This is a genomic window from Mesorhizobium sp. M1004 (genome assembly GCF_040318795.1).
Lineage (GTDB): Bacteria > Pseudomonadota > Alphaproteobacteria > Rhizobiales > Rhizobiaceae > Mesorhizobium.
This window is the reverse complement of the sequence record NZ_JAMYNB010000001.1, coordinates 343,645-369,814: the sequence shown is the minus strand read 5'-3', so window position 1 is coordinate 369,814 and position 26,170 is coordinate 343,645. Positions and strand designations below refer to the sequence as shown.

Here is a 26,170-nt window from a genome sequence, read left to right as displayed (position 1 = left end):
GGCACGACGGCGGAACTGGGCCAGCGTCTATGATGTGGTCAGCGGCTGGAACCGGCCCGCCGGCGATGCCGCCAGTTCGGCCCAGTCGATCTCTTCCTCCAGCCGGTGGTAGGCTTCGTCGCCGATCGTGCCGTTGCTGCGCAACTCCTCGAGCGTGTCGCGCTGGCGGTTGATGGCATAGAGGCGCAGCCGGTCGTATTCGGTCGCGGCCTGAGCGTCCTCCGGGTTTTCCGCAATCAGGCGCTGCGCTTCATACTGTTCGCGCACGACGGCGGCGGCCGCAGATGTCTTGCGGCTCAGCACGTCCAGTGCTGCCTGCATGATGGCGACGCGCGCTTGCGCCACCTCATTGTCGACGGTTCTATCGGGGTCGAAGTTGATCCAGCGCAGCAGCGGCTTCAGCGTCATGCCTTGCAGCACCAGCGTGCCCAGCACCACCGCGAAGGCGGCAAGCACGATCGGGTCTCGGCCGGGAAAATCGGCCGGCAGCGCAATGGCGACCACCAGCGTCACCAACCCACGCATGCCGCACCAGCCGACAATGACGGCGCCGCCGAATGTCGGCAATTCCCGCCTTGCCTCTTGGCTGCCGAAGCGGGCAAGCCACCGGATGATCGCGACGTAACTCGCCACCCAGACAAGGCGCGCGACGATAACGACGACCAGCACCGTTGCGGCGAAAAGGAATGCTTCGCCTTGCCCGTCGCCGGCCAGCCTGCCAACGATCGTGCGTGCCTGCAGGCCCATCAGCACGAAAGCCAGCACGTTGAGCACGAACACGGCCGACTCCCAGACCGAATAGGTGCTGACGCGGCGTCTCGCCGACGACTGGCGCGGCGCCCTGCGCGCAATGGTCATGGCATAGACGACGATGGTGATGATGGCGGAAAGGCCCAGCCTGTCGGCGATGATCCACACGGCGAAGGTTCCGGCAAACTGCACCACCGTGCTGCTCGCCGCATCCTCGATGCGGCCGAGCGACAGCAGCGAGACGCGGCCAAACAGATAGCCCGCGATCACACTGCCGATCGTTGCCAGCAGGATCACCGGAACGGCGTTGCTGAGCATGATCGTGCCAAGCGCCGCCGAAACCGCCAGCCGGTAGATCAGCAGCGCCGTGGCATCGTTGAGCAGGCTCTCGCCCTGCAGGATGGCGGTAATGCGGTGCGGTACCTTGAACTGGCTGAGCACGGCGGATGCGGCCACCGCATCCGGTGGCGCGACGATGGCGCCGAGCGCGATTGCCGCCGCGATCGGCAGGCCGGCCATCTTCCAGCCGACCAAGGCAACCACCACGGTGGTGAAGACCACGGCGCCTAGCGCCAGCAGCGCGAGCGACAGCCGGTAGCGCTTGAGGTCGCGCAGCGACGTGTCATAGGCGGCGTCGAGAAGCACCGGCGCGATGAACAGGGCAAGCGCCAGCTCCGGATCGATCTCGATCGTCGGCGCACCGGGTACGAAGGCAATCGCGACGCCGGCCAGAGCCAGCAGGGACGGATAGGGAATTTCCAGCCGCCGCGACAGCGCCGTCAGCGCGACGGCAGCCAGAAGCAGGATGAGGGTAAGTTCGAATAGCGCCATGGCCCATCGTAGCGGCGAAGCGGCATCATGGGCAGTGGCTGGATGGCAAGATGCTGTTGATTATCCAGCACTCGGGGTCCGGCAATGATACGGCCGTTCATCGCGCCAGCTTGAATCGACCGCCTCGGTCGCCCCAGGATGCTGCTTTGCTAGTGCAGCACCAGCATATCGCTCGATGAGAACGATATGTCGGCCTTCTCGCCGACAGCCGGCGGTGGCGTTGCCGGGCTGTTGAAGGTGTCGAGCGACACCGTGTTGCCGCCGATGCCGACGCGAACGCGAATGACCGAGCCGAGGAAGTGCACTTCGGAGATTTCGCCCGACAGGCTTGAATCGCGACCGGGCTGGCGTCCGAGCGAGATCGCCTCGGGACGCAGCGCCAGCGACAGCGTGTCGCCCGACTTCGAGCCGTTGAGCTTGCCCTTGAGCGAGACTTCCTGCGTGTTGACTTGCACCGTGCCGGCCGCGGCGTCAGTGACCTTGCCTTCGAGCACGTTCAGCGTGCCGACGAAGTTGGCGACGAACTTGGTCGCCGGCCGGTTGTAGATCTCGAACGGCGTGCCGACCTGCTCGGCCTTGCCGCCATACATCACCGCGATGCGGTCGGAGATCGACAGCGCCTCTTCCTGGTCATGGGTGACGAAGATGGTGGTGATGCCGAGCTTCTTCTGGATCGAGCGGATTTCCTCGCGCAACGACACACGTACCTTGGCGTCGAGCGCCGACAGCGGCTCGTCGAGCAAAAGCAGCTTCGGCTTCGGCGCGATGGCACGCGCCAGCGCGATGCGCTGCTGCTGGCCGCCGGAGAGCTGGTAGGGATAGCGGTCGGCCATCTGCGGCAGCTTGATGATGTCGAGCATCTCGGCCACGCGTCTGTCGATGTCCGCCTTGGGCATGCCGGCGACCTTCAGGCCAAAGCCGATGTTTTGCGCCACCGTCAGGTTGGGGAACAGCGCATAGGCTTGGAACACCATGCCGACATTGCGCTGGTTGGGCTTTAGCCTCGTGATGTCCTTGCCTGCGACGACGATCTTGCCCGCCGACGGCTCTTCGAAACCGGCGACCATGCGCAGCACGGTGGTCTTGCCGCAACCCGATGGCCCAAGGAAGGATACGAACTCGCCCGGCTCGACATCAAGATTGAAATCTTCGACCACGGTGGTGGCGCCGAAGGATTTTCGCACATGCTGGATGGAGAGGAATGGTTCGGCCATGGCTTTTTCTTTCGATCAGTACTTTGTCGATCAGTTCGGGCGGTTCGCCGATCTCGGCGCGAAACGGGACAGGATCTGGATCAGCGACATACAGCCCCAGGTGATGGCGAAGGCGATGATGGCAAGCGCCGCCGGCTCATAGGCGCGGTTGGCGCCAACGTTTTGCAGATAGGGGCCGAAGGCGGGCCGGTTGAGCAAGCTGGCCATGGTGAATTCGCCAATGACGATGGCGAAGGTAAGGAAGGCGCCCGACAGCACGGCGATCAGCACATTGGGCAGGATCACACGACCAATGATCGTGCCCCAACCGGCGCCAAGGATCTGCGCCGCTTCGGTCAGCGTCCTGACGTCGATGGTGCGCAGTCCGGTATCGACCGCGCGATACATGTAGGGCAGCGCCAGCATTGCATAGCCGATGACCAGCAAGGCATTTGTGCCCATGTCGGTCGCCAGGAACGGCAGCGGCGAATTCGAACCGTACATCCTGATATAGCCGAAGACGATGACGATGGCGGGAATGACCAGCGGCAGCAGCGTGATGAACTCTACGATCGGCCGCAGTTGCGGCAGGCGCAGTCGAATCCAGTAGGCGGCGGGCACCACGATCAACACGCCCAGAATGATGGTGAAGATGGCGGCAAGCACTGAGTAGCCAAAGGTCGCCTGAAAACGAGGGTCGCCAAGCACGATCTGATAGGCGTCGAAGGAATAAGCGCCGCGCCGCATGCGCAAGGAAAATTCCACCGTCGCGATCAGCGGAATGAAGAAATAGGCCGCGCCCAGCCCGAAGACGACCCAGGCCCAGAATTTTCCGGACTTCATTTCAGCCACCTCTCCGAGCGCGTCCGGAACCAAATGTAGAAGACATTGGCCAGCCCGGTGATGACGATCATGCCGAAGGCGATCGCATAGCCGAGATGGGCATTGTGCAGCACGTCACCGCGTATCTGCGCATAGAGCAGGATCGGTACGATGTTGAGTGAAGAGCCGGTCAGCGCATAGGCGGTGGCGATGGCGCCGAAGGCATTGGCGAAGAGCAGGATGACCGTGCCGAGGAAACTCGGCCAGATCACCGGGATGACCACCATGCGCCAGTATTGCGTCTGGGTGGCGCCAAGCGTCGCCGCAGCCTCGCCCCACTCCTTCTTCAAGCCGTCGATCGCCGGCGTGATGATGACCACCATTAGGGGAATCTGGAAATAGACATAGGTCAGCGTCAGGCCCCAGAACGATAGGATGTTGAAGCCGTGCGCATAAATGTTGAGGCCGAACACGGTGTTGAGCAGCACCGTGGCGAGACCGAGGCGTCCGAGCGTGGCGATGAAGGCGAAGGCCAGCGGTACGCCGGCGAAATTGGAAGCCACGCCGGAGAATGTCAGCGTCGCCGAACGTATCCACTCCGGCAGGCCGCCGCGCACGATGGCGATGGCGATGCCGAGACCTGCGAAGGCGCCGATCAGCGACGAGGAAAGGCTGACCTTGAGCGAGATCCAGTAGGCGGCGACAATCGATGGCTGCGCCAGTGCTGCTATGTTTTCGAACGTGAATTCGCCGGCATCGTTCTGGAATGCACCCAGCATCAGATAGAGCGTGGGTAGGATCAGGAACATGATGGCGAAGATGAAGAATGGCGCAACGCCGAGCCATTGCGTCGGCAGTCGCATTGCACGCGCCTCGCTGGGGGGCGCGGTCTTCCCGGCAACTGCGTGATCGGAAAGCGAGATATCTGTCATGCGCCGGCTACCGTCTCCGAGGAACACCGGGCGGCCGCGAGGCCGCCCGGTTGGTTTCAAGCCTTACTTGACGTTGGCGCCGACGACGGCATCCCAGTTCTTGGTGACGGCTTCCTTTGCCTTGCCCTGCTCGTCCAGCGTCGGGAACACCGCGGCAGCGTAAGCCTCGGCCGGCGGCAGCTTGGCCATCACGTCCGCCGGGAGCTTGCCGTTCTTGGCAAGATCGTTGAAGCGGATCGGGTGGCAATAGCCCTTCAGCCAGCCGATCTGGCCTTCGTCGGAGTAGAGATACTCCAGCCAGAGCTTGGCAGCGTTCGGATGCGGTGCGAAAGCACTGATCGCCTGCACATAGACGCCGGCAACGACACCGGTCTTGGGCACGACGACGTCGACGGGCGGATTGCCCTTCAGCGTGTCGCGACCGGCAAGTGCATTGTAATCCCAGGTCACCAGGATCGGCGTCTGGCCTTGTGCCAGGGTCGCCGGTTTGCCGATGACCGGCACGAAATTGCCGGCGGCGTTAAGCTTCTTGAAGAAGTCGAGACCAGCAGTGCCAGCAGCTTCGCCGGCAGCCGCACCACCGGAAATGCCGGCCGCGTAGACGGCCTGGATGGCCTGGTTCGAGGCGCGCGGGTCGCCGGCAAGCGCCACGGTGTTGGCGAATTCCGGCTTCAGCAGGTCAGCCCAGTCAGCAGGCGCTTCCTTGACGAGGTCCTTGTTCACCAGGAAGGATAGCACGCCATAGTAGTCGCCGGTCCAGTAACCATCGGCATCCTTGGCGCTGTCGGGGATCGAGTCCCAGGTCGACACTTTGTAGGGCTGGATCAGGCCGTCAGCCTTGGCGGTCGGGCCGAAGGACAGGCCAACGTCGATGACGTCGGGCGCCTGCGGGCCCTTGTTGTCCTTGTTGGCCTTGATCGCCTCGACCTCGTCGCCGGAGCCGGCATCGGGGTTGAGTTCGTTGATGGTGATCTCAGGATACTTTGCCTTGAAGCCGTCGATGACGGCGCCGTAGCCGCACCAGTCATGCGGCAGCGCGATTGTCGTGAGCTGGCCTTCCTTCTTCGCAGCGGCAACCAGTTCATCCATGGACTGGGCCGACGAGATAGCAGAGGTCGCCATGAGGGCGACGGCCGAAAGGGAAAGCACTTTCCCTGTGAACTTGAACATGTGTTCTCTCCGTTGAACTGGCGTCCTGGACGCCTGCGATGCGGTATCGGTTTCATATGACAGCCAGATGAAAGCTTTTTGAAACTGGCCCCCGGCGGTACGAAAAGTTAACTCTTTTTAACCGGCTGTAGCAATTAGCCTCGACTTAATTTCCCGGCTAATGGTTTATTGCCTTGCTTTTTGCCCCCTTGCCCTTCCTTTCCCTTCGTTTTTAGATCACGTCCGGCGCAGAAACCGCCTCAGACAGTGCCGGCGATAGTGTTCTCGAGCAGCGTCAGCGCTGCTTTCTTGGTCAGCTTGACCGGGTTGCCGCCGGCTGTCGGATCGACCACCGCCATGTCGGCGATCAGCCCCTTGCGCTTCTTGTCCATGTCGAGCCCCTTGATCAGATCGGGCAGCGCATGCGGCACCTTCAATTCCTTGCGCAGCTTGATGATCGCTTTGGCAAAGCCGTCGAAGCCACCCTTGATGCCGCAATAGGCAGCGAGCCGGGCAATCCGCTCCTCGATGGAGTCGCGATTGAAGGCCAAGACATAGGGCATGAACACCGCATTCGTCATGCCGTGATGGGTGTCGTAGAGCGCGCCGATCGGATGCGACAGCGAGTGGATGGCGCCAAGACCCTTCTGGAAGGCGGCAGCACCCATGGCGGCCGCACTCATCATGTGGGCGCGCGCGACAAGGTCCTTGCCTTTGGCGTAGGCCCTGGGCAGGTTCTCGAACACCAGGCGCACACCTTCCACCGCAATGCCGTCGGCCATCGGATGGTAGCCCGGCGCGCAATAGGCTTCGAGGCAATGTGCCAGCGCATCCATGCCGGTGCCGGCGGTGATGAAGCCGGGCATGCCGACCGACAGTTCCGGATCGGCAATGACGATTGCCGGCAAAAGCTTCGGATGGAAGATGACCTTCTTGGTGTGCGTCGCCTCATTGGTGATGACGCCGGCACGCCCGACTTCCGAGCCTGTGCCGGCAGTGGTCGGCACGGCGATGATCGGCGCGATGGCATCCGAATTGGCGCGCGTCCACCAGTCGCCGACATCCTCAAAGTCCCAGATCGGCCGCGTCTGGCCGGCCTGGAACGCGATCAGCTTGCCGAGATCGAGCGCTGAACCGCCGCCGAAGGCGATGACGCCGTCATGCTTGCCCTTCTTGAACACGGCGATGCCGGCGGTGAGGTTGGAATCGACCGGGTTCGGCTTCACCTCGGAGAACACGCCATAGGATACCTTGGCGTCGTCGAGGATTTTCAGCGTCGAAGCGACGACCGGCAGTTTCGCCAACCCCGGATCGGTGACGAATAGCGGCCGCTTAATGCCGGTGGCAGCGAGCACGTCAGGCAGTTCCTTGATGCGCCCCGCGCCGAAGCGGACGGTGGTCGGGTAGTTCCATTTGGAGATCAGCTTGGACATGTCTTGTCTTTCAAAAAATCAGATGGCTTCGCGCAGATGGAAGGATTTCGGCCGGGTCAGATTGTCGTAGCCGAGCGCCGAAAGGGCGACGCCTTTGCCGGTGTCCTTGACGCCGGTCCAGACCAGCGCCGGATCGAGGTAGTCGCAGCGGTTCATGAACACGGTGCCGGTCTCGACGCGGTCGCCGATCGCCACCGCATGCTCGATATCGTCGGTCCAGATCGAAGCGGTCAGCCCGTAGGGGCTGTCGTTCATCAGCGCGATCGCCTCCTCGTCGTTGCGCACCTTCATGATGCCGACGATCGGGCCAAAACTTTCCTCGCGCATGACGCTCATCTGGTGGTCGACGCCGGTCAGCACTTCCGGCGCGAGATAGGGCGAGCCGGCCTTGTCGTTAGCCACCTTCATATTGATGTGTGCGATTGCACCCTTGCGCAGCGCCTCGGCCTTCTGCTCGCGGATCAGGTCGGCAAAGCGCGCCTGCGCCATCGGCCCCATTGTCGTCGCCTGTTCTAGCGGATTGCCGACGGCATAATTCTTCGTCTCGGCGATGAAACCTTCGACGAACTGGTCGTAGACCTTCTCATGCACATAGACGCGCTCGATGCCGCAGCAGCACTGGCCGGAATTGTAGAAGGCGCCGTCGACCAGATTGGCCACCGCATGGTCGAGCTTGGCGTCGGGCAGCACATAGGCCGGATCCTTGCCGCCGAGTTCGAGCCCGAGCGTCATGAAGGTGCCGGCCGCCGCCTTCTCGATGGCGCGGCCGCCGCCGACCGAACCGGTGAAATTGACATGGTCGATCTTGCCCGAGCCGAGCAGCTTCTCGGTCTGGGCATGGTTCAGGACGACATTCTGGAACACGCCCTTGGGCAGCCCAACCTTGTCGAACGCCTGCTGGAACCGTTCGCCAACCAGCAGCGTCTGCGCCGCATGTTTGAGGATAACGGTATTGCCGGCCATCAGTGCCGGCACGATGGTGTTGACGGCGGTCAGATAGGGATAGTTCCACGGCGCGATCACCATGACGACGCCGAGCGGATCCTTCTTCACATAGCGTCGGAAGCCGTCCTTCGGGTTGGATGCCGGCACGGATTTCAGCGCGGCTTCAGCGATCTCGACCATGTAATTGGTGCGTTCCCTGACGCCGCCGAACTCGCCGCCATAGCGCACCGGTCGCCCCATCTGCCAGGCGATCTCCGGCACGATCTCGTCGGTCATCGCGACCAGCGCTTCGAGCATCGCCAGCATAAATTTGCCGCGCTCGACGATCGGCGTCAGCGCCCACTTCTCCTGCGCCGCCTTGGCGCGCTCGACCGCGGCATTGATCGCCTGGTCGGTCGCGATCGGCCGCTCGGCGTAAATCGAACCATCGATGGGCGATTTGAGTTTTACGGTTTCCAAAGGATACTCCAAGTTAGCAGGCTAGGGTGCGCAGATGGCCATTGCGGCCATAGCGAAGGATGGGCTCGTCACGCGTCACCAGAACCATGTCCAACGCTCTCGCACTTGCCATCAGTATCCGATCCATGGGATCACCATGAGGCGGACCGGGCAGGTTGGATGACGCAATCAGAATGGCTGGTGAGATAGCGCTGAGCTTCGCCGACATTCGCTCGATGAATCGCTCCACGAAGTCGAGTGGCGCCAATGGCAGATTGAGCCGGCCCTTGGCTACGCCAATTCCGATCTCCCATGCCGACATCGGCGAAAGATACAGACGGCCGTCATAGGCCGCTTCCGAAATCTCCCGGCTTGCGTGCGGATCGATCAGACTATCGTTGGCGACAAAGATCATCGCACATGTATCCAGAAGCAGGTTTGGCTCTTCGCTCATTTACGCACCGCAAGTTTGCCGTCACGCGCGTCAGCCTCACCGCCCAGATAGCCCCGGTCCCATGGCTCGTCATCGAAAGGTTTGGTGATATCAAATCCGGCTTCGATTGTTATCAGGCCCTTCATGAAACCAAAACCGGGGTGGCGATCCGCGCGCGCCTCCTTTGGCGCGGCAGGCACGCTACCACTGGGCGGCGCCGAAATGGGTACTTTGCGAACGCGGCGAAATACCAGTTTCCCACTCCCTATATTGACGGATTCGGTCTCGAACCCAGCCTCAAGCCACTCCCTTGTCATGGGATTGTTGCTCGGATTGTTGCTCCACCATGCAGGGTATTGCTTCGATGCGGGCAGCGGCAGATTGAGCACTCTCTCGATTTCGGCGAATGACATCGGAATGCGATCGACATTTTGGGCAATGAGAAAGTCCTTGAGCGGCGCATATTTGGACATTGCAAACTCCTCAATGTAGCGCACTGCAGTTTACAGGTACCATATGGTACTAACTTCACTACATTGTCAACATTAAAGCTGTATAAAGTTTTAATACCGCTCGAACCCCCTGTGCAGTTCCCAATCCGTAATGCGGCGGTCGTATTCGAACTGCTCCCACTTTGCGGTGTGGACATAATGTTCGAGCACATCGTCGCCGAGCGCCTGCTTCAGCATCTTCGACTTGGCCAGCGTCTCGGTGGCGTCGCGCAGCGTCTTCGGGATCTCCGGCAGGCGCGAGGCCTGGTAGGCATCGCCGACGAACGGCTTCTGCAGTTCGAGCTTCTCGTCGATGCCGGCAAGGCCGGCGGCGATCAGCGCCGCGAAAGCGAGATAGGGGTTCAGGTCGGCGCCGCCGATGCGGCATTCCATGCGGATGCCCTTGGTGCCCTCACCGCACAGGCGGAAGCCGGCGGTGCGGTTGTCCTCGCTCCACATGATCTTGGTCGGTGCGAAGGTGCCGGCCTGGAAGCGCTTGTAGGAGTTGATGTAGGGCGCCAGGAACCAGGTAAACTCCCTGGCATATTTCAGTTGCCCAGCCGCCCATTGCTGGCCAAGCGTGGACAAAGTCCAGTCCGCCTTCTTGTCGAAGAACAATGGCGTCTTGCCATCGGCGCTCCACAGCGAATTGTGGATGTGGCTGGAATTACCGGCGAGCCCGTAATTGTATTTCGACATGAAGGAAATCGACTTGCCTTCGGACTCGGCAATCTCCTTGGCGCCGTTCTTCAGGATGACGTGGCGGTCCGCCATGTCGAGCGCCTCGGCATAGCGCACATTGATCTCTTCCTGCCCCGGGCCCCATTCGCCCTTGGAGTTTTCGATCGGAATGCCCGCCGCTTCCATCTCGTTGCGAAGCCGGCGCATGACGCCTTCTTCCTTGGTGGTGATGCCGATCTGGTAGTCGCCGATATAGGGCGACGCGGTGTCGAGCCCCTGCCAGTGCTTCTTGCGGGCGGAATCGTAGGTCTCGTTGAACAGGTAGAATTCGAGCTCGGAGGCGAAGTAGCCGATATAGCCGCGTTCGGTGAGCCGCTTGACCTGCTTTTTCAGCATCGCGCGCGGCGAATGCGGAAGGTCGTCATGGGTGTGGTGGTCGAGCACGTCGCAGATCACCAGCGCGGTCTTTTCCAGCCACGGAACCCGCCGCAGCGTGGCAAGGTCCGGCTTCATGACGAAGTCGCCATAGCCCTTCGACCAGCTTGCCGCCTTGTAGCCCGGCACCGGCTCCATATCGATGTCGGCGGCGAGCAGATAGTTGCAGCCATGCGTCTCGTCATGAGCAGAATCCACAAAGTACTGCGCCAGGAAACGCTTTCCCGCGAGCCGCCCCTGCATGTCGACGATGCAGGCCAGCACCGTGTCGATCTCGCCACTGGAGACCGCTTTCTTCAACTGATCGAACGAGAAATTTCCGGCCATTCCTTTGGCACTCCAGTGCTTGGTCGTTGAGGACGAAACCATAGCCGGCTGCACGCCGGCCATGGCCATGATGGTGACGTCAGTGGCCGGTTTCGCCGACAGCTTGTTCGGCAGCCTTGATCGCTGCCTGACGCGCCGCGATGATGTCGCCCAGCGGCGGGCCCTGGAAGCGATTGCGCTCGAAGGCGAACCAGACAATCGCCGTCAGGATGAAGAAGCCGACGGTGATGTACAGCGCCCAGTCGTTCGGCGGCTGGATGCCGATGATGAAGATCAGGATCATCGACACTATGGAAAGGACCCCGAACAGCATGAAGATGCCACGGCCCAGGTTCCACGGTCCCATCTTGTCCCACTTCGGCGTGCCCCAGGCCACCATGCCGAGCACGATCGGCACGGTGAAGGACAGGAACAGGAAGATGACGGTGCACGAGACGACGATGGTGTAGGCCGAAGTGCCGGCGACCGAAACCAGCGTCGAACCCCAAACGAACAGCACCGACAGGACCGACGCCGTCCAGATGGCCGCCACTGGCGTGCGATAGGTCGGGCTGACCTTGGCCAGTGCCGACGAGCCCGGCAGGCCGCCGTCACGCGAGAAGGCAAAGATCATGCGCGAAGCCGAGGTGACGGTTGCGAGGCCGCACAACAGCTGGGCGATGAACACGACGAGGTAGACGAACTCCTTGAGGCCGGGACTGACGCGCTGGTCGAAGGCCCAGAAGAACACGTTCCAACCCTGCTTGGCGGCGTCGTCCATGTTGGGGATCATCAGCACGAAGGCGGCCAGGAACAAATAGCCGAAGACCGCCGACCAGATAACCGACATCACCATCGCACGCGGCACCGATGAGGCCGCCTTGATGGTTTCCTCGGAAGTGTGTGCCGAAGCATCGTAGCCGGTGATGGTGTAGATCGGCAGCAAGAGGCCGAGAGCGAACACCCAGGCGTTCGAGACGGACGGCCAGACGCTGGCGCCGGCCTCACCCGAGTAGTTGTGGAAGGTGAAGAGCCGGCTGAAATCCCAGGTCTCGGCGGAGAACAGGCAGACGACCGCAATCAGGATCGAGCCGAAGAAGATCAGGTAGCCCGAAAAATCGGTCAACTTCGCCGTCAGCTTGATGCCGAGATGGTTGATCAGGGCCTGGGCGCCAGTGATGATGACCAGGAAGATCATCTGATTGGTCAGCGTACCCTCGATGCCGAGCGTCGGCCCGAAGGCGCCGATGAAGAACGTCCAGGTGCCGACATTGATGGCGCCAAGCACGGTGATCAGGCCGAGCAGGTTGAGCCAGGCCGTCACCCAGCCGGTGCCGCGATTGCCGAGGATCGAACCCCAGTGATAGAGGCCGCCGGCCGTCGGATAGGCCGAGCTGATCTGCGACATGGCGACCGCGAAGGTGAGCGAAACGAAGCAGCCGACCAGCCAGCCGATGCCGATACCGATACCGCCGGCGCCCGACGTTGCCTGCGCTAGCGAATTGATGCCGCCGGACAGGATGCAGATGATGGAGAAGGAAACGGCGAAGTTGGAGAAGCGGCTTAGCCGCCGCTCAAGTTCCTGGGCGTAGCCCATGGAATGGAGGTGCTTTACGTCTTCCGCCTTGTCTGTGTCTGAATAACCCGGTGCTGCCATTGTAGTCCCCTTTGCGTTCTTAGCTGGCCGGCCCTGCCCCGGTCGGCTTGCGCCGGCCGGAGCATCTCGTCTTTGCTGTTAGCCTGCCGTCTGGCCGACGGCTGCTTCCGCGGCCGCGATCTCCGAAGCGCGGCGAGCAATGTCGGCGCCGATCGGCGGGCCCTTGAAGCGGCGCGATTCGATGCCGAACCACAGCACCACGAGCAGAACGATCAGGCCGATGGCATAGTTGATCAGGATGTCGAAGGGCGGCTGGATGCCGGCATACATCAGCACCAGAACGCCAAGCACCGTGATGACGGCGAACGGCTTGGACCAGATGCCGAGGCGGAACGGGCCGAATTCGGTCCAGCTCTTGCCCTCGGCAAGCAGGCCGGCGGCCACGGGCATGGCGTAGGACACGTAGAGGAACAATGCACAGCCGGCCGCCAGTGCGGCAAAAGCCGGCGAGTACAATGTCGCTGCGACCGCGAGCACCGCTCCGAGCCAGATTGCCGCCACCGGCGTGCGCCATGTCGGGCTGACGGTTTTCCACACCGACGAACCGGGCAGGCCGCCGTCACGCGCGAAGGCAAAGATCATGCGCGAGGTCGACGTCAGTCCGGCGAGAGCGCAGATGAAGTTCGCCAGCACGATTGCGATGGCAATGATGCTCTTCAGCAGGAATGGTGCCGGCAGGTTGTTGAAGAGATTGAACCAGGCATTGGCGCCATCCTTGGCCGTCGCTGCCAGATCGGGGCTGGCCAGTACGAACGAAACGGCCATGACGAAGCCGAACACCAGCGACCACAGGACCGAATGGATCATGCCGCGCGGCACCGCCACGCGGGCATTGTGGGTCTCTTCGGACGTGTGGGCCGAAGCGTCGAAGCCGGTGATGGTGTAGAGTGGGTAGAGCAGGCCGATCAGGAAGGCGACGAGTGCCGTCCGTGCGGTCGGAACGTAGCCTGCGCCTGGATCACCGGTGTTATTGACGAAGGTGGTGAGCCGCGAGAAATCCCAGCTTGCGCCCCAGATCAGGAACATCGCGGTCAACACGACGGCGACGACCAGAATGAGGTAGCCCGAGAAATCCGTCAGCATGGTGGTGAGCCTGATACCGAAATGGTTGATCAGCGCCTGTGCGACCGTGATGATCACAACGCCGATCACCTGCTCCTGATAGCCCCACGCGGAGACGTCGTTGCCGAACACGCCGGACCAGACAAGGTCCTTGAACAGCGCGTAGACGCCGACATTGACCGAGGCGACGACGAAGACCAGGCCGAGCAAGTTGATCCAGGCCGTGGCCCAGCCCCAGCCGCGCCCGCCGAGAATTGACGACCAGTGGTAGAGACCGCCGGCCGTTGGGTAGGCCGAGCCGATCTGGCCAAGGGACGCGGCAACGACAAGTGCAAAGACGCCACCGATGACCCAGCCGACAGTCGCCTCGAAGCCGCTGCCGGTCGCCATGGCCAGCGGGAAGGACGTGATGCCGCCCGCCAGAATACAAATGATCGAAAAGGAAATTGCGAAATTCGAGAAGCCGCTCATGCGGCGAGCCAACTCCTGGGCATAGCCCATGCTATGGAGGGTTTTTACATCCTCCGATCTTTCAGCGTCTGATTTGTCCGGTCCTGCCATTTTCGTCCCCTGTTTTTCTAGCTGGCCGATTGAACTGACTTTCCCATTGCGTGTCGCCGGGAACCCTTGGCCTCCTCGGGTTCCAGGTCAGAAAAAATGCCTGTGAGCAGATCCGCCCATTTCCGCTGCCCGGTCTCGCCGGAGATCTCGTCGTTGCGGATTTCGATCATTGCGCAGGCAAGGCCGCGCGAGCGTGCATGGCGCTCCAAAGTGAAATAGACGCGGTCGGCCGGCGAATAGGGCTCGTTGATGCCGACAGTGACGCCGGAGAGCCGCTGCAGCGCCGCTATCAGCGGCGACGCCAGCCGGCGGTCGTCATCATGGATGATGCCGATATGCCAGGGCCGGTTCTTGCCCTTGTAGACCGGCGTGAAGGAATGCACCGACACCAGCCGGGTGTCCTGCCCACGCGCCTGCCGGTCGTCGATGATCGATGCGATCGTGTCGTGGAACGGCCGCCACGACAAAGCGATGCGCTCGGCGCGCTCACTGTCCGACAGGCCGGCATTGCCCGGAATGGCCGTCGTCTCGCTTACCGGCGGCACCAGGTCCGGTGCCTCGAGCGGACGGTTGCAGTCGATTATCAGGCGCGAGATGCGGGTTTCGATGAGCGTCGCATCGAGGGCGGTCGCGATTCGGCGCGCCACCGGCAGCGCGCCGGGGTCCCAGGCGATGTGGCGGGAGAGGTCCTCGGCCGGCAGGCCAAGCGTGCCGAATTCGGACGGCAGGAAGTTGGAAGCGTGGTCGCAGGTCAGCACGAAAGGGCTGGACCCGCCGGGGTTCGTCACCCCTACGGTATCAGACGATGCAAGGCTGGCGGGCCGTGCTCTCTCCATAGTCTGCCGTCCCCTGGGGAGCGCTGTATCTTATGTTACGTATTTTGCCTCATTGCGTCCCTGTGGATGATTTCATACAGTTTGTCCGGCTTTGTCAAACGCGATTTCGGGGAAGCGGTCTGGACGGGCTCAGGGGTGGGGAAAACGATGATTTCCAGCATTGCCGAACTGATTTCGGACCGCATCGGCACGATGCCGGCCGGCGAGCGCCGCGCCGCGCAGACACTGATTGCGAACTATCCGCTGATCGGGCTGAAGACGGTCGCCGAGTTCTCGACCGCCGCCGGCGTATCGTCGCCGACCATCCTGCGCTTTGTCTCCAGGCTGGGGTTCCAGAACTATCCCGAATTCCAGTCGGCGCTGCAGGACGAACTGGCGGCGCAATTGCAGTCGCCGGCATCGCGCACGCTCAACCCGGCCTCCCCAAGCGGTGCAGTATCGCCAATGCTGGAGGCGACGCTGGACAATATGCGCGAGACCTTCAGGCATCTCTCCGACAGACAGCTTGCCGACATCGCCGCAAGGCTTGCCGACCGGCGCGGCAAGACATTCCTGATCGGCGGCCGCTTCACCGATCCGTTGGCACGCTACATGGCCGCCCACCTCGCCATCATCCAGCCCGATGTGTATCACCTTGCCGGCCAGGAGAGCATCTGGCGCGACCGGCTGATCGACATGGGCAAGCGCGACGTGCTGGTGATCTTCGACATCAGGCGCTACCAGGACAGTCTGGTCCGCTTTGCCCAGACCGCGCATCAGCGCGGCGTTCAGATCGTGCTGTTCACCGACCAGTGGCTATCGCCGATCGCCCGCTTTGCCCGCCATGTCATTGCCGGACGCACCGCCGTGCCTTCGGCGTGGGACTCTTCGGCCGCTCTGTTCGTTGTCGCCGAGACGCTGATCGGCGCCGTCACGAGGCAGCTCGAGGCCGACAGCGCCAGGCGCATCCGCGACCTCGAAAGCCTGCGCTGACACGTTCAATCCCCGCCGCAGGTGCGCAAAATTACGCAGATTTAATGTGCATGGAAGCGGCAGAATTGCCATAAAGCCATGATATTGCGGCGGCTTCGCACATACCGGGTGCGTCGCTGCGCGTTTTTTTGCTTGGCGAAACCGGTAGACGTTTTGCCAACCGGAGTGTCGATGGCCGCCTGGAAACAGATCGTTTTTGCGCTTGTGATCCTGGTCGCGGCTGTCCTCGCCTGGGCGCGATTCTTCCCGGGCGCGCCGGAGGTTCTAGCACGCTGGGGCATCGACTGGACCTATGCTTCGGCGCCCGCCACAACCGGTGCGGTCGACACGACAAAACAGGCAGGCGGCCGCAACGCTGCCGGCCGCCCGGCAAATGTCGTCGCCTTGCCGGCGACCACCGCCACCATCAACGATCGCCTGCAGGCGATCGGCACCGGCCGCGCCAACGCCTCGGTGACGGTCAACCCATACAGCTCTGGGCGCCTCGTTGAATTTCTCGTCCAATCCGGCACCCGCGTCGACAAGGGGCAGATCATCGCTGTTCTCGATTCCGAGACCGAGGTGATCTCGCAAGATCGTGCCAAGCTTGCCTTGCAGGATGCCCAGGACAAGCTCGAGCGGGTGAAATCATTGAGGGCCTCCAACGCCGCGACCCCGGTCGCCGTCGCCGATGCCCAAGTGGTGCTGGCCGGCGCCAAACTGGCGCTGCAGGATGCCGAACTCGCCTTGCAGCGTCGTTCGATCGTCGCCCCTATCGCCGGCACGGTCGGCATCCTGCCGATATCGGCCGGCAATTACGTCACCAGCCAGTCGGCGATCGCCACGCTTGACGACCGCTCCTCCATCCTGGTCGATTTCCTGGTGCCCGAGCGCTTCGCCGCCGCCGTCAAGGTCGGCGCGCAACTGTCGGCGACGCCGATCGCCAATCCGAGCAAGGCCTATACCGGCACTGTGTCGGCCATCGACAACCACATCGACGAAAAGAGCCGCACCCTGCTGGTCAAGGCTGCAATCGCCAATCCGGCGGATTCGCTGCGCGCCGGCATGTCGTTCGGCATCACCATGCGCTTCCCCGGCGACACCTATCCGGCCGTCAGCCCGCTGGCAATCCTGTGGGGTTCCGACGGCGCCTATGTCTGGCAGGTCGAGGACGGCAAGGCCAGGCGCGTTCCCGTGCGCATCATCCAGCGCAACACTGAGACGGTGCTGATCGACGCTGAGATCGAGGATGGCGACATGGTCGTCACCGAAGGCACCCAGAGCGTCAGCGAAGGCGGCGCGGTCCGCATCGCCGGCCAGGATCAGCGCGCCGCGGAAGCTGCCGAAGGCTCATGACTGCACCCGTCAGCACCGCCAGCGAAACCGGCTTCACCGCACTCTTCATCCGCAGGCCGGTTATGGCCTTCGTGCTGAACACGCTGATCGCAGTGGCCGGCCTTGCCGCTTTCTATGGCGTCGAAATCCGCGAACTGCCCGATGTCGACCGCGCCGTGGTCACCGTGTCGACGGCCTTCGAGGGTGCCGCCGCCGAAACCGTCGACCGTGAACTGACCGACACCATCGAGGGCGCGGTCGCCCGCGTCTCCGGCGTCAAGTCGATCTCGTCGACCTCTTCCTTCGGCCAGAGCCGCGTCACCATCGAGTTCAACGACGGCGTCGATTTGAACGTCGCCGCCTCCGACGTGCGCGACGCGGTCGGCCGTGTCGCCAACATGATACCGGAGACCGCCGACCCGCCGCGCATCGTCAAGGCCGATGCCAATTCCGATGCCGTGATGCGACTGGCCGTCACCTCCGACACCATGTCGGTGCAGGACATGACGGTGATCGTCCAGGACCAGATCGAGGACGAACTGGCTGCCGTGCCTGGCGTCGCCGACGTTCAGGTCTATGGCGACCGCGACAAGATCTTCCGCATCGATGTCGACCAGAACAAGCTCGCCAGCCTCGGCTTCACTGTGGCCGATCTGAGGGCAGCGCTTGCCTCGGTCGCTTTCGATTCACCAGCCGGTTCGATCACCACCACCAACCAGGATCTCATCGTCCGCACCACGGCCGATGTGACGACGCCGGAAGAATTCGAAAACATCATCATCGGCGGCACGACGCGCATCCGCGACGTCGCCACCGTCACGCTCGGTCCCGACATCGGCCAGACCTCGTTGCGCTCCGACGGCAAGACCGGCATTGGCCTTGGCATCATCCGCCAGGCGGAATCGAACACGCTGGATATTTCCACCGGAGTGAAGGCAGCCGTCGCCAAGCTGCAGGAAAACCTGCCCAAGGGCATGTCGATCAAGATCACCAGCGACGACGCAGTCTTCGTCAACGGCGCCGTGCACGAGGTCGAGATCGCGCTCGGCCTGTCGATCTCCATGGTGCTGATCGTCATCTACATCTTCCTGCTCGACTGGCGCGCGACGCTGATCCCTGGTCTGTCAATGCCGGTCGCCATGATTGGCACCATCGCCGCCATCTATCTCGCCGGCTTCTCCATCAACATCCTGACGCTTCTGGCGCTGGTGCTGGCGACCGGCCTTGTCGTCGACGACGCCATCGTCGTTCTGGAAAACATCGTGCGACGGCGCAACGAAGGCATGGGGCCTCGCGCCGCCGCCGTGCTCGGCGCCCAGGAAGTGTTCTTCGCCGTCATCGCCACGACGCTGACGCTCGTTGCCGTTTTCGTGCCAATCTCCTTCCTGCCGGGACAGACCGGCGGCCTATTTCGCGAATTCGGCTTCGTCCTCGCCATGTCGGTGCTGCTCTCCTGCGTGGTGGCGCTGACGCTATGCCCGATGCTGGCCTCGCGCATGTTGACCGGCGCATCGCTCCACCATGAAGGCGGTCACGGCATTGGCGCGCGCATGGGCGGTGCGCTGAACGCGGCCTACAAACGCGCCCTGCATGCCTGCCTCGGCGCGCCGTGGATCGTGCTGCTGGTCGCGGTGCTGTTTGCGGGCGTCGCCTTCAGCCTGTTCGGCACCATCCGCCAGGAACTGACGCCGAGCGAGGACCGCGCCGTCGTGCTGTTGCGCATCAACGCGCCGCAAGGCGTCAGCCTCGATTACACCACGCAGCAGATGCAGAAGATCGAGCGGCTGATCCAGCCGCTGCACGATTCCGGCGAGATCGTCTCGACCTTCGAAAACGCCGGCCAGAACGGCGCCTACAATTCCGGCTTCATGGTGATGACGCTGGCGCCGTGGGACGAGCGCACGCGCAGCCAGCAGGAGATCATGGCGCAGATAAGCCAGCTGACCCGGCAGGTGCCATCCGTGCGCATCTTCCCGGTGCAGGCCAATAGCCTCGGCATTCGCGGCGCCGGCAACGGCCTGCAATTCGCGCTGGTCGGCAACGACCGCAAGGCGCTCGGCGACGCGGCGGTGAAGATCATCGCCCGGATGCAGGCCGATCCGCGCTTCCAGACGCCGCGGCTTTCCATCGACCCGACGCAGCCGCAGCTGGCGGTGGCCATCGACCGCGAGCGCGCCTCCGATCTCGGCATCGACATATCGGGTCTCGCCAACACCTTGCAGGCGATGCTCGACGGCAACGATGTCGTCGATGTCTACATCGCCGACCGCAGCTATGGCGTGAAGCTGGTCTCGACCACCAACCCGATCAATGATCCGACCGATCTGGAAAACATCTTCCTGAAGACCGCCGACGGCCGCTTCGTGCCGATGTCGACCATCGCCACGCTGACCGAGCGCGCCGTGCCGCCGTCGCTGACCCGCGAACAGCAGCAGCCTTCGGTGGCGATCACCTCGAACCTGAACGGCAATTTCGCACTGGGTGACGCGCTCGGCGTTGCCGAGCAGATCGCCGCCCCGCTGCTGCCGCCGGGCAGCCGCGTCCTGCCGCTGGCCGAAGCCGCGACGCTCGGCGAGACCAACAGCGCCATGATCACCATTTTCGGCTTCGCGCTGGTCATCATCCTCCTGGTGCTCGCCGCCCAGTTCGAAAGCTTCGTCAGCGCCGTCATCATCATGGCGACGGTCCCCCTCGGCCTTGCCTGCGCAATCTTTGCGCTGCTTTTGTCAGGCACCAGCCTCAATGCCTACAGCCAGATTGGCCTCGTGCTTCTGGTCGGCGTCATGGCCAAGAACGGCATCCTCATCGTCGAATTCGCCAACCAACTGCGCGACCGCGGCCTCGGCGTGCGCCAGGCGATCGAGCAGGCCTCGATCATCCGCCTGCGGCCGGTGATGATGACGATGATCTGCACCATCCTCGGCGGGGTCCCGCTGGTGCTGGCCGCCGGCGCCGGTGCCGAAGCGCGCATCGCGCTCGGCTGGGTCATCGTCGGCGGGCTGGGTCTCGCCACCGTCTCGACGCTGTTCCTGACCCCGGTCGCCTACCTCCTGCTCGGCCGCTTCGTCACGCCGAAGGCGCATGAGGAAGCGAGGCTGAAGCGGGAGCTTGAGGAAGCGGCGTACGCCAATGTCGAGCCGGCGGAGTAGCTGGCTCCAGTGGCTGTAGATATAGGGAGGGGGCGGTCGTCAAGCACTGAAAACCGTTCGTGCGCCTCCACTATTTGCCAGTGAATTCTGGCAGTTGGATGTACGGGTTGGCCGGGTCGTACCGGTACCTCGGCTCACCTTTCCCCGGTGATATCGCACCCGCGATCAGTGCTCCTTTCGGCCCGAATTGATAGTCTATCCCGGCACAGAGGTGAGCGAGATCTTGGTAGTCAAAGCCGCGCAGCGCAACGCGGGTTTCAAACGCCGCTGCCTTGAGGGCGTCAGGCGAAAGCGCGCCGACCGTGCTGTCGCGATATGCTTTGAGCTTGGCTTTATTGAGCTTGGACGACTGACACTCCGAGCCGACTTCTCGCGCCAGCACGATGTTTCTGACTGCGGTCGCAGCAGGATTGTCCAGGGCGGCCGAATACTTCTTGAGGAAGAAGTTTGTGCTGGGGTCATTGGTCATCGACTTGCGCCAGGAAGGCGGGAACTTGTCAGCAGCCTCGGCAGAAATCGAGCCTGCCATCCCCGTGAGGACGACTGCAACGAACCACAGTTGCTTCATGGGAGAACCTCGAACTCTTCTGATCTACGGCCTAATAAACACCTTCCCGTTCGGCTTGGCCAGCTCCGCCGGGGCCTTCGCCATCGCCTCATCCAGCGGTAGCACCGCCGTCACGTCGGTTGACCAGCGCCCATCCGAAAAGCGCTTCTGTGCTTCCATGATCGCCGGGCCGCGCTTGTCGCGGAACTGGCGCATCCATTCGACCAGCCAGAAGCCTTCAATGTGCTTGTGTTGGAAGATCATCTGGCCGGGCTCACGGATGACAGTGGTGTCCAGATCGAGCCGTCCATAGATGATCCAGCGCGAGCGCTTCGGCATGGCGTCGAAGATCGCCGAGGCCAGCGGCCCGGTCACGGCATCGAGGAAGATGCGCGGCTGCTCGGCCTTGACCACATCGCGTAGTGCTGCCTTGAAATCCGGCGCCTTCTCGTTGAGCACATGGGCAGCCCCGATCTCCTTCAACAGCGGAATCTGCTCGTCGCGGCGCACGGTGACGATCGGCCGGAACCCAGCCTCCTTGGCGAGACCCGCGATCAGCTTGCAAAGCTGGCTGGCGCCGGCGGTCATGATGAAGGCTTTTTCGCCCGTCTCCTTGACGATGTCGAACATGGCGAGCGCCGTGAGCGGGTTGACGATCATCGCCGCGCCATCCTCGTCGCGGACCGTGTCGAGCAGCGGAATGCAGCCGGCGGCTTCGGCAACTGCATAGTCCGCCCACGCGCCCCAATTGGTGACGCCTGTGGTGAAGGCGATGCGCTTGCCGATCAGGCTTTTCGCATAGGGCTCGTCGCCGCTGGCAACGACCGTGCCGACACCCTCGAAGCCGGCCGGCTGGCCCTTGGCGCGCGGCTGACCGTACTGGCCCTTGATGAACATGACGTCGGACGGGTTGATCGAGGCGAGGCTGACCTTGATCAGCACCTGGCTCGGTCCGGGCGTCGGCACGCCAATGCTGCCAACCTTGAGATACGGCTCCATCGCCTCCAGCACGCTGCCGGAGGGCGTCCTGGTGTAGCCGTCGCCGATCAGCAGCAGTGCTCTCATGTCTGAAGGTATCGGCATGGCGGGGCTCCTTAACGTTTGAGGATGAGCTTGCCGGATGCGCCACGGCCAAGCACGCGCGTCAGCACGGCGGCGGCATCGGCCAGCGGATAAGTGCCTTCGATGACCGGCCAAACCTTGCCGGCGAGATGCCAGCCGACCAGTTCCTTCAGATTGTCGGCATGGACGAGCTGGCCGAGCGGCGCGAAATCGCGGGCGATAATGGCCTTCATCCGCTCAGACCTTTTCCTGCGTGTATTTCCTGAGCTCCGTACGCGCCACCTGCCGGCGGTGCACCGCGTCCGGCCCGTCGGCAAGGCGCAGGGTTCGCAAATGCGTCCACGAGCGCGCCAGCGGCGTGTCCTGGCTGATGCCTTGCGCCCCGAACATCTGCACCGCCTCGTCGGTGACCTTGAGCGCGACGCGCGGTGCGATGACCTTGATCTGGCTGATCCAGGGCGCGGCTGCGCGCACATCGCCCTGGTCGATCATCCACGCCGCCTTGAGGCAGAGCAGCCGCGCCATCTCGATCTCCATGCGGCACTCGGCGATGATGTCGAAATTGGCGCCGAGCTTGGCCAATGGCTGGCCGAAGGCCTCGCGGCGCACCGAGCGCTGGCACAGCAGCTCCAGCGCCATTTCGGCTTGGCCGATGGCGCGCATGCAATGGTGGATGCGGCCGGGGCCGAGCCGCCCCTGCGCGATCTCGAACCCCCTGCCCTCGCCGAGGATCAGGTTTCCGGCCGGCACCCGCACATTTTCGAAGCGAAGATGCATGTGGCCATGCGGCGCGGCGTCATCGCCATAGACCTGCATCGGCCGCAGCTTGGTCACGCCCTTGGTACCGGACGGCACCAGGATCATCGAATGGCGGCGGTGCTGCGGCTCGGCTTCGCCGCCGGTCCGAACCATGACAATGTAGATGGCGCAGCGCGGGTCCCCGGCCCCCGACGCCCACCATTTCTCGCCGTTGAGTGCATAGTCGTCGCCTCGCCGTTCGCAGCGCATGGCGATGTTGGTGGCGTCGGAGGAAGCTACGTCCGGCTCGGTCATCAGATAGGCCGAGCGCATTTTCCCCTCGAGCAGCGGCGCCAGCCATGCCTGCTTGTGATCCTCCGAGCCATAGCGCTCCAGCACCTCCATATTGCCGGTGTCGGGCGCCGAGCAGTTGAAGGTCTCGGCGCCGAGATGCGCCTTGCCCATCTCCTCGGCGAGATAGGCATATTCAACGGTCGAGAGCCCGTAGCCGCGCTCGGACCCGGTCAGCCAGAAATTCCACAGACCGCGCTCCTTGGCCGTCTTCTTCAACCCTTCGAGGATCTCGGTCTGCCGCGCGGTGTAGACCCAGCGGTCGCCGCCCTTGCCGACCTCGCTCAAAAACTCATGATCGAGCGGCATGATCTCATCGCGCACCATGGTGGCGACGCGGGCGTGGATCGGCTTCAGCCGCTCGGTCATGCCGAGATTCATGTCCGCCATCGGTCTCCAACCCTTTCACGCATCTGGGGCACTTTACCCGTGGCAAGGATGACCGTACTTCGGGTAGCCTTGTCAACGCGAGCCCTTTCGCCCCAGACCGTGAGCAGAGAGGCGCGGAGGAATTGCGATGAGCTATCTGGAAGAACTGTTCTCAGTCGCCGGCAAGACAGCGCTGGTGACGGGAGCCGCGACCGGCATCGGCCGCATGGTGGCGACCGCTTTGGTCCAAGCCGGCGCTACCGTGATGATCGCCTCGCGCAAGGGCGAGGATTGCATCAAGGTCGCCGCTGAGTTGAACGGGCTCGGCGGCTCCGGCAGTGCCGAAGGCTTTGCCGGTGACGTCTCGAGCGAAGCAGGCATTGCCGCGCTGGTCAGCGAGGTCAAGGCGCGCACCGAGAAGCTGCACATTCTCGTCAACAATGCCGGCATATCCTGGGGCGCCTCGCTGGAGGATTTTCCCTATAGCGGCTGGGCCAAGGTGTTCGCCGTCAACGTCACCGCCGTCTTTCATCTGACGCGCGAATTGCTGCCGCTGCTGGAAGCCGCGGCCAGCGATGCCGATCCGGCTCGCGTCATCAATCTGGGCTCGGTGATGGGCACGCAGCCGCTGGCCGACGACGCCTATTCCTATACCGCGTCCAAGGGCGCCGTTCACCACCTGACGCGCACGCTGGCGATCGAACTCGCGGCGCGGCGCATCACCGTCAACGCCTTCGCGCCCGGTCCCTTCCAGAGCCGGATGACCGCCTTTGCCACGGGCACCGACGAAAAGGCCAGACATGTCGGCAGCCATGTCCCCATCGGCCGTATCGGCGTGGCGGATGACATCGGCGGCGCAACGCTCTATTTGTGCAGCCGTGCCGGTTCCTATGTCACCGGCGCCATCCTGCCGATCGACGGCGGGCAGTCGGTGCAGCATGGGCTGACACTGTTCAAGGAATGAGCCGCGGTCGGCGGCGAGGGGAGGACACCGCAGTGGAACCGATCAGTCTCGATGTGCTTCTGGCCAGCGTCGGCAAGGAAGTCGGCGTCTCGCCATGGCGCGAGGTCACACAGACCATGATCGACCAGTTCGCCGACGCCACCGACGACCACCAGTTCATCCATTGCGACCCCGAGCGGGCCAAAAACGAGACGCCGTTCGGCGGCACCATCGCGCATGGCTTCCTGTCGTTGTCGCTGCTCTCGGCGATGACCTTCGAGACCATGCCGCCGCTGGAAAAGGGCAAGATGGGAGTCAATCACGGTTTCGATTCGCTGCGCTTCCTGGCGCCGGTGAAGACCGGCGCGCGCATCCGCACCCGCTTCGTGCTGGCCGACGTCAAGGTCAGGCCGTCGGGCTGGGTGCAGACGGCGCATGACGTGACCATCGAGATCGAAGGCTCGAAGAAGCCGGCGCTGACGGCGCGCTGGCTGACGCTGACGCTGATCGAGCGTGAGCCGGAGACCGCATGAGCGGCGACGCCAACGCGCTGGACCAGACGGCACTAGCGCCCTATCTCGAGGCGCACATCCCGGGTTTTGCCGGGCTTCATTCCATCGAAAAATTCAAATCCGGCCAGTCGAACCCGACCTATCTGCTGACCGCGGCCAGCGGCCGCTATGTCCTGCGCGCCAAGCCGCCGGGCCAGTTGCTGAAATCGGCGCATCAGGTCGACCGCGAATTCACGGTCATGAAGGCGCTGGCCGGCACCGCCGTGCCGGTGCCGGCGATGCTGCATCTGTCGGCGGAGGCGACGCCGATCGGCCGCATGTTCTACGTCATGGGTTTTCTCGACGGCCGCATTTTCTGGGATCCGGCAGTGCCGGAGGCCGCTGGCAACGATGAGCGCGCCGCCCTCTACGATGCCATGAACGCCACGCTGGCGGCCCTGCACGATGTCGATGTCGAGGCGGTCGGGCTCGGCGATTTCGGCAAACCCGGCAATTACTTCGAACGCCAGCTGGCACGCTGGACCAGCCAGTACCGCGCCTCGGAGACCGGCACGGTCGCCGACATGGACCTGCTGATCGCGTGGCTGGAGACGCATATGCCGGCCGATGACGGCCGAAAATCTCTCGTGCATGGCGACTACCGGCTGGACAACATGATCTTCGCGCACAATGAGCCGAAAGTGCTGGCCGTGCTCGACTGGGAACTGTCGACGCTTGGCCACCCCTTTGCCGACATCGCCTACCAGTGCATGCAATGGCGCTTGCCGCACGCCTCGGGCTTTCGCGGTCTTGGCGGCGTCGACCGCGCCGCCCTCGGCCTTCCCTTGGAGGAAGCCTATGTCGCGGCGTATTGCCGTCGGCGCGGGCTGGCCGGCATCGACAATTGGAGCTTCTTCCTCGCCTTCTCCTTCTTCCGTTTGGCTGCCATCTGCCAGGGCGTCTACAAGCGGGCGCTGGACGGCAACGCCTCCAACCCCGAAAAGGCCAAGACCTATGGTCAAGCGGTGAAGCTGCTGTCGCACCTTGCCGCCAAGCTGATCGACCGAACCTGACTCGACAATGAGATATTGTGGTCGGCGCGATTTGATGACAGATCGGATCAGTTCCGTTCCCCGACCAGGGAGCAAGCCCATACGGAGGTGGTGGCAACCGGCCTGGAAACAGGACGCAAACCGATCACCGTCTGTAGAAAAAAGCATGATGCCGAAAGTGTGAAGCGGTTTTCGGACGACATCATGCTCTATCAATTTGATTAGAC

At 63.1% G+C, this 26,170-nt stretch carries 23 protein-coding genes; 6 read left to right on the top strand and 17 right to left on the bottom strand.

Going from position 1 to position 26,170, the window contains the following annotated elements:
• Positions 1 to 27: 27 nt before the first annotated feature.
• From NKH54_RS01805 to NKH54_RS01745, 13 genes are all read right to left on the bottom strand, one after another.
• The gene (locus NKH54_RS01805; protein ID WP_023695635.1) at positions 28 to 1,581 is read right to left on the bottom strand and encodes a cation:proton antiporter; all 1,554 of its coding nucleotides are present in this window, start codon (positions 1,579 to 1,581) and stop codon (positions 28 to 30) included.
• Positions 1,582 to 1,730: 149 nt separating this feature from the next.
• On the bottom strand, positions 1,731 to 2,795 hold the full coding sequence (locus tag NKH54_RS01800; protein WP_023686439.1) for an ABC transporter ATP-binding protein: 1,065 nt from the start codon (positions 2,793 to 2,795) through the stop codon (positions 1,731 to 1,733).
• A 30-nt stretch (positions 2,796 to 2,825) separates the two neighbouring features.
• Entirely contained in the window at positions 2,826 to 3,617 is a 792-nt protein-coding gene (locus tag NKH54_RS01795) for an ABC transporter permease (protein WP_023671171.1), read from the bottom strand.
• The gene (locus tag NKH54_RS01790) at positions 3,614 to 4,528 is read right to left on the bottom strand and encodes an ABC transporter permease (RefSeq protein WP_023671170.1); all 915 of its coding nucleotides are present in this window, start codon (positions 4,526 to 4,528) and stop codon (positions 3,614 to 3,616) included. Before NKH54_RS01790 ends, NKH54_RS01795 begins: the two co-directional genes overlap by 4 nt.
• A gap of 63 nt (positions 4,529 to 4,591) precedes the next feature.
• Positions 4,592 to 5,698, bottom strand: coding sequence for an ABC transporter substrate-binding protein (locus NKH54_RS01785; RefSeq protein WP_023671169.1), 1,107 nt, complete (start codon positions 5,696 to 5,698; stop codon positions 4,592 to 4,594).
• 239 nt (positions 5,699 to 5,937) lie between these two features.
• Positions 5,938 to 7,110, bottom strand: coding sequence for an iron-containing alcohol dehydrogenase (locus NKH54_RS01780; RefSeq protein WP_023695633.1), 1,173 nt, complete (start codon positions 7,108 to 7,110; stop codon positions 5,938 to 5,940).
• 18 nt (positions 7,111 to 7,128) lie between these two features.
• On the bottom strand, positions 7,129 to 8,514 hold the full coding sequence (locus NKH54_RS01775; protein ID WP_023691838.1) for an aldehyde dehydrogenase family protein: 1,386 nt from the start codon (positions 8,512 to 8,514) through the stop codon (positions 7,129 to 7,131).
• Positions 8,515 to 8,527: 13 nt separating this feature from the next.
• On the bottom strand, positions 8,528 to 8,947 hold the full coding sequence (locus NKH54_RS01770; RefSeq protein WP_031196520.1) for a type II toxin-antitoxin system VapC family toxin: 420 nt from the start codon (positions 8,945 to 8,947) through the stop codon (positions 8,528 to 8,530).
• Positions 8,944 to 9,399 carry a DUF7662 domain-containing protein gene (locus tag NKH54_RS01765; protein WP_023691839.1) on the bottom strand — a complete coding sequence of 152 codons (456 nt, stop codon included), beginning with the start codon at positions 9,397 to 9,399 and terminating at the stop codon, positions 8,944 to 8,946. Before NKH54_RS01765 ends, NKH54_RS01770 begins: the two co-directional genes overlap by 4 nt.
• Positions 9,400 to 9,489: 90 nt before the next feature.
• Positions 9,490 to 10,860, bottom strand: a complete 1,371-nt coding sequence (locus NKH54_RS01760; protein ID WP_023691840.1) for a glutamine synthetase family protein — start codon at positions 10,858 to 10,860, stop codon at positions 9,490 to 9,492.
• A 79-nt stretch (positions 10,861 to 10,939) separates the two neighbouring features.
• On the bottom strand, positions 10,940 to 12,496 hold the full coding sequence (locus NKH54_RS01755; RefSeq protein ID WP_023691841.1) for an amino acid permease: 1,557 nt from the start codon (positions 12,494 to 12,496) through the stop codon (positions 10,940 to 10,942).
• Positions 12,497 to 12,574: 78 nt separating this feature from the next.
• The gene (locus tag NKH54_RS01750) at positions 12,575 to 14,119 is read right to left on the bottom strand and encodes an amino acid permease (protein WP_023691842.1); all 1,545 of its coding nucleotides are present in this window, start codon (positions 14,117 to 14,119) and stop codon (positions 12,575 to 12,577) included.
• A 17-nt stretch (positions 14,120 to 14,136) separates the two neighbouring features.
• Positions 14,137 to 14,955, bottom strand: coding sequence for an N-formylglutamate amidohydrolase (locus NKH54_RS01745; RefSeq protein ID WP_023691843.1), 819 nt, complete (start codon positions 14,953 to 14,955; stop codon positions 14,137 to 14,139).
• A gap of 147 nt (positions 14,956 to 15,102) precedes the next feature.
• Between NKH54_RS01745 and NKH54_RS01740 the strand changes: the two genes are divergently transcribed.
• The 3 genes from NKH54_RS01740 to NKH54_RS01730 all read left to right on the top strand — a co-directional run bounded on the left by NKH54_RS01740 (position 15,103) and on the right by NKH54_RS01730 (position 20,390).
• Positions 15,103 to 15,927, top strand: a complete 825-nt coding sequence (locus tag NKH54_RS01740; protein ID WP_023671160.1) for a MurR/RpiR family transcriptional regulator — start codon at positions 15,103 to 15,105, stop codon at positions 15,925 to 15,927.
• A 171-nt stretch (positions 15,928 to 16,098) separates the two neighbouring features.
• Complete coding sequence (locus NKH54_RS01735) at positions 16,099 to 17,262, top strand: efflux RND transporter periplasmic adaptor subunit (RefSeq protein WP_023691844.1); 1,164 nt, start codon at positions 16,099 to 16,101, stop codon at positions 17,260 to 17,262.
• Entirely contained in the window at positions 17,259 to 20,390 is a 3,132-nt protein-coding gene (locus NKH54_RS01730) for an efflux RND transporter permease subunit (RefSeq protein ID WP_353027635.1), read from the top strand. The genes NKH54_RS01735 and NKH54_RS01730 overlap by 4 nt, the downstream gene beginning before the upstream one ends.
• Positions 20,391 to 20,460: 70 nt before the next feature.
• On the opposite strand, the gene NKH54_RS01725 is transcribed toward NKH54_RS01730, so the two are convergent.
• From NKH54_RS01725 to NKH54_RS01710, 4 genes are read right to left on the bottom strand one after another with little or no spacing between them, the layout of a single operon-like run.
• Positions 20,461 to 20,958 (bottom strand): hypothetical protein, encoded by a 498-nt coding sequence (locus NKH54_RS01725; RefSeq protein ID WP_353027634.1) that lies wholly within the window; start codon positions 20,956 to 20,958, stop codon positions 20,461 to 20,463.
• Positions 20,959 to 20,982: 24 nt separating this feature from the next.
• A complete protein-coding gene (locus tag NKH54_RS01720) occupies positions 20,983 to 22,020 on the bottom strand; it encodes a zinc-binding dehydrogenase (RefSeq protein WP_353027633.1) in 1,038 nt (345 codons plus the stop codon).
• An 11-nt stretch (positions 22,021 to 22,031) separates the two neighbouring features.
• Positions 22,032 to 22,316 carry a zinc-binding dehydrogenase gene (locus tag NKH54_RS01715; RefSeq protein ID WP_196815079.1) on the bottom strand — a complete coding sequence of 95 codons (285 nt, stop codon included), beginning with the start codon at positions 22,314 to 22,316 and terminating at the stop codon, positions 22,032 to 22,034.
• Positions 22,237 to 23,478 carry an acyl-CoA dehydrogenase family protein gene (locus NKH54_RS01710; protein ID WP_353027632.1) on the bottom strand — a complete coding sequence of 414 codons (1,242 nt, stop codon included), beginning with the start codon at positions 23,476 to 23,478 and terminating at the stop codon, positions 22,237 to 22,239. The genes NKH54_RS01715 and NKH54_RS01710 overlap by 80 nt, the downstream gene beginning before the upstream one ends.
• A gap of 127 nt (positions 23,479 to 23,605) precedes the next feature.
• Between NKH54_RS01710 and NKH54_RS01705 the strand changes: the two genes are divergently transcribed.
• The 3 genes from NKH54_RS01705 to NKH54_RS01695 are packed head-to-tail and all read left to right on the top strand — an operon-like array spanning position 23,606 to position 25,964.
• Positions 23,606 to 24,421, top strand: a complete 816-nt coding sequence (locus tag NKH54_RS01705; protein ID WP_023710918.1) for an SDR family oxidoreductase — start codon at positions 23,606 to 23,608, stop codon at positions 24,419 to 24,421.
• Positions 24,418 to 24,933, top strand: a complete 516-nt coding sequence (locus NKH54_RS01700; protein WP_280791431.1) for a MaoC family dehydratase — start codon at positions 24,418 to 24,420, stop codon at positions 24,931 to 24,933. The genes NKH54_RS01705 and NKH54_RS01700 overlap by 4 nt, the downstream gene beginning before the upstream one ends.
• Positions 24,930 to 25,964: a phosphotransferase family protein gene (locus NKH54_RS01695; RefSeq protein ID WP_353027631.1), complete on the top strand. Its 1,035-nt coding sequence runs from the start codon at positions 24,930 to 24,932 to the stop codon at positions 25,962 to 25,964. Before NKH54_RS01700 ends, NKH54_RS01695 begins: the two co-directional genes overlap by 4 nt.
• Positions 25,965 to 26,170 lie beyond the last annotated feature (206 nt).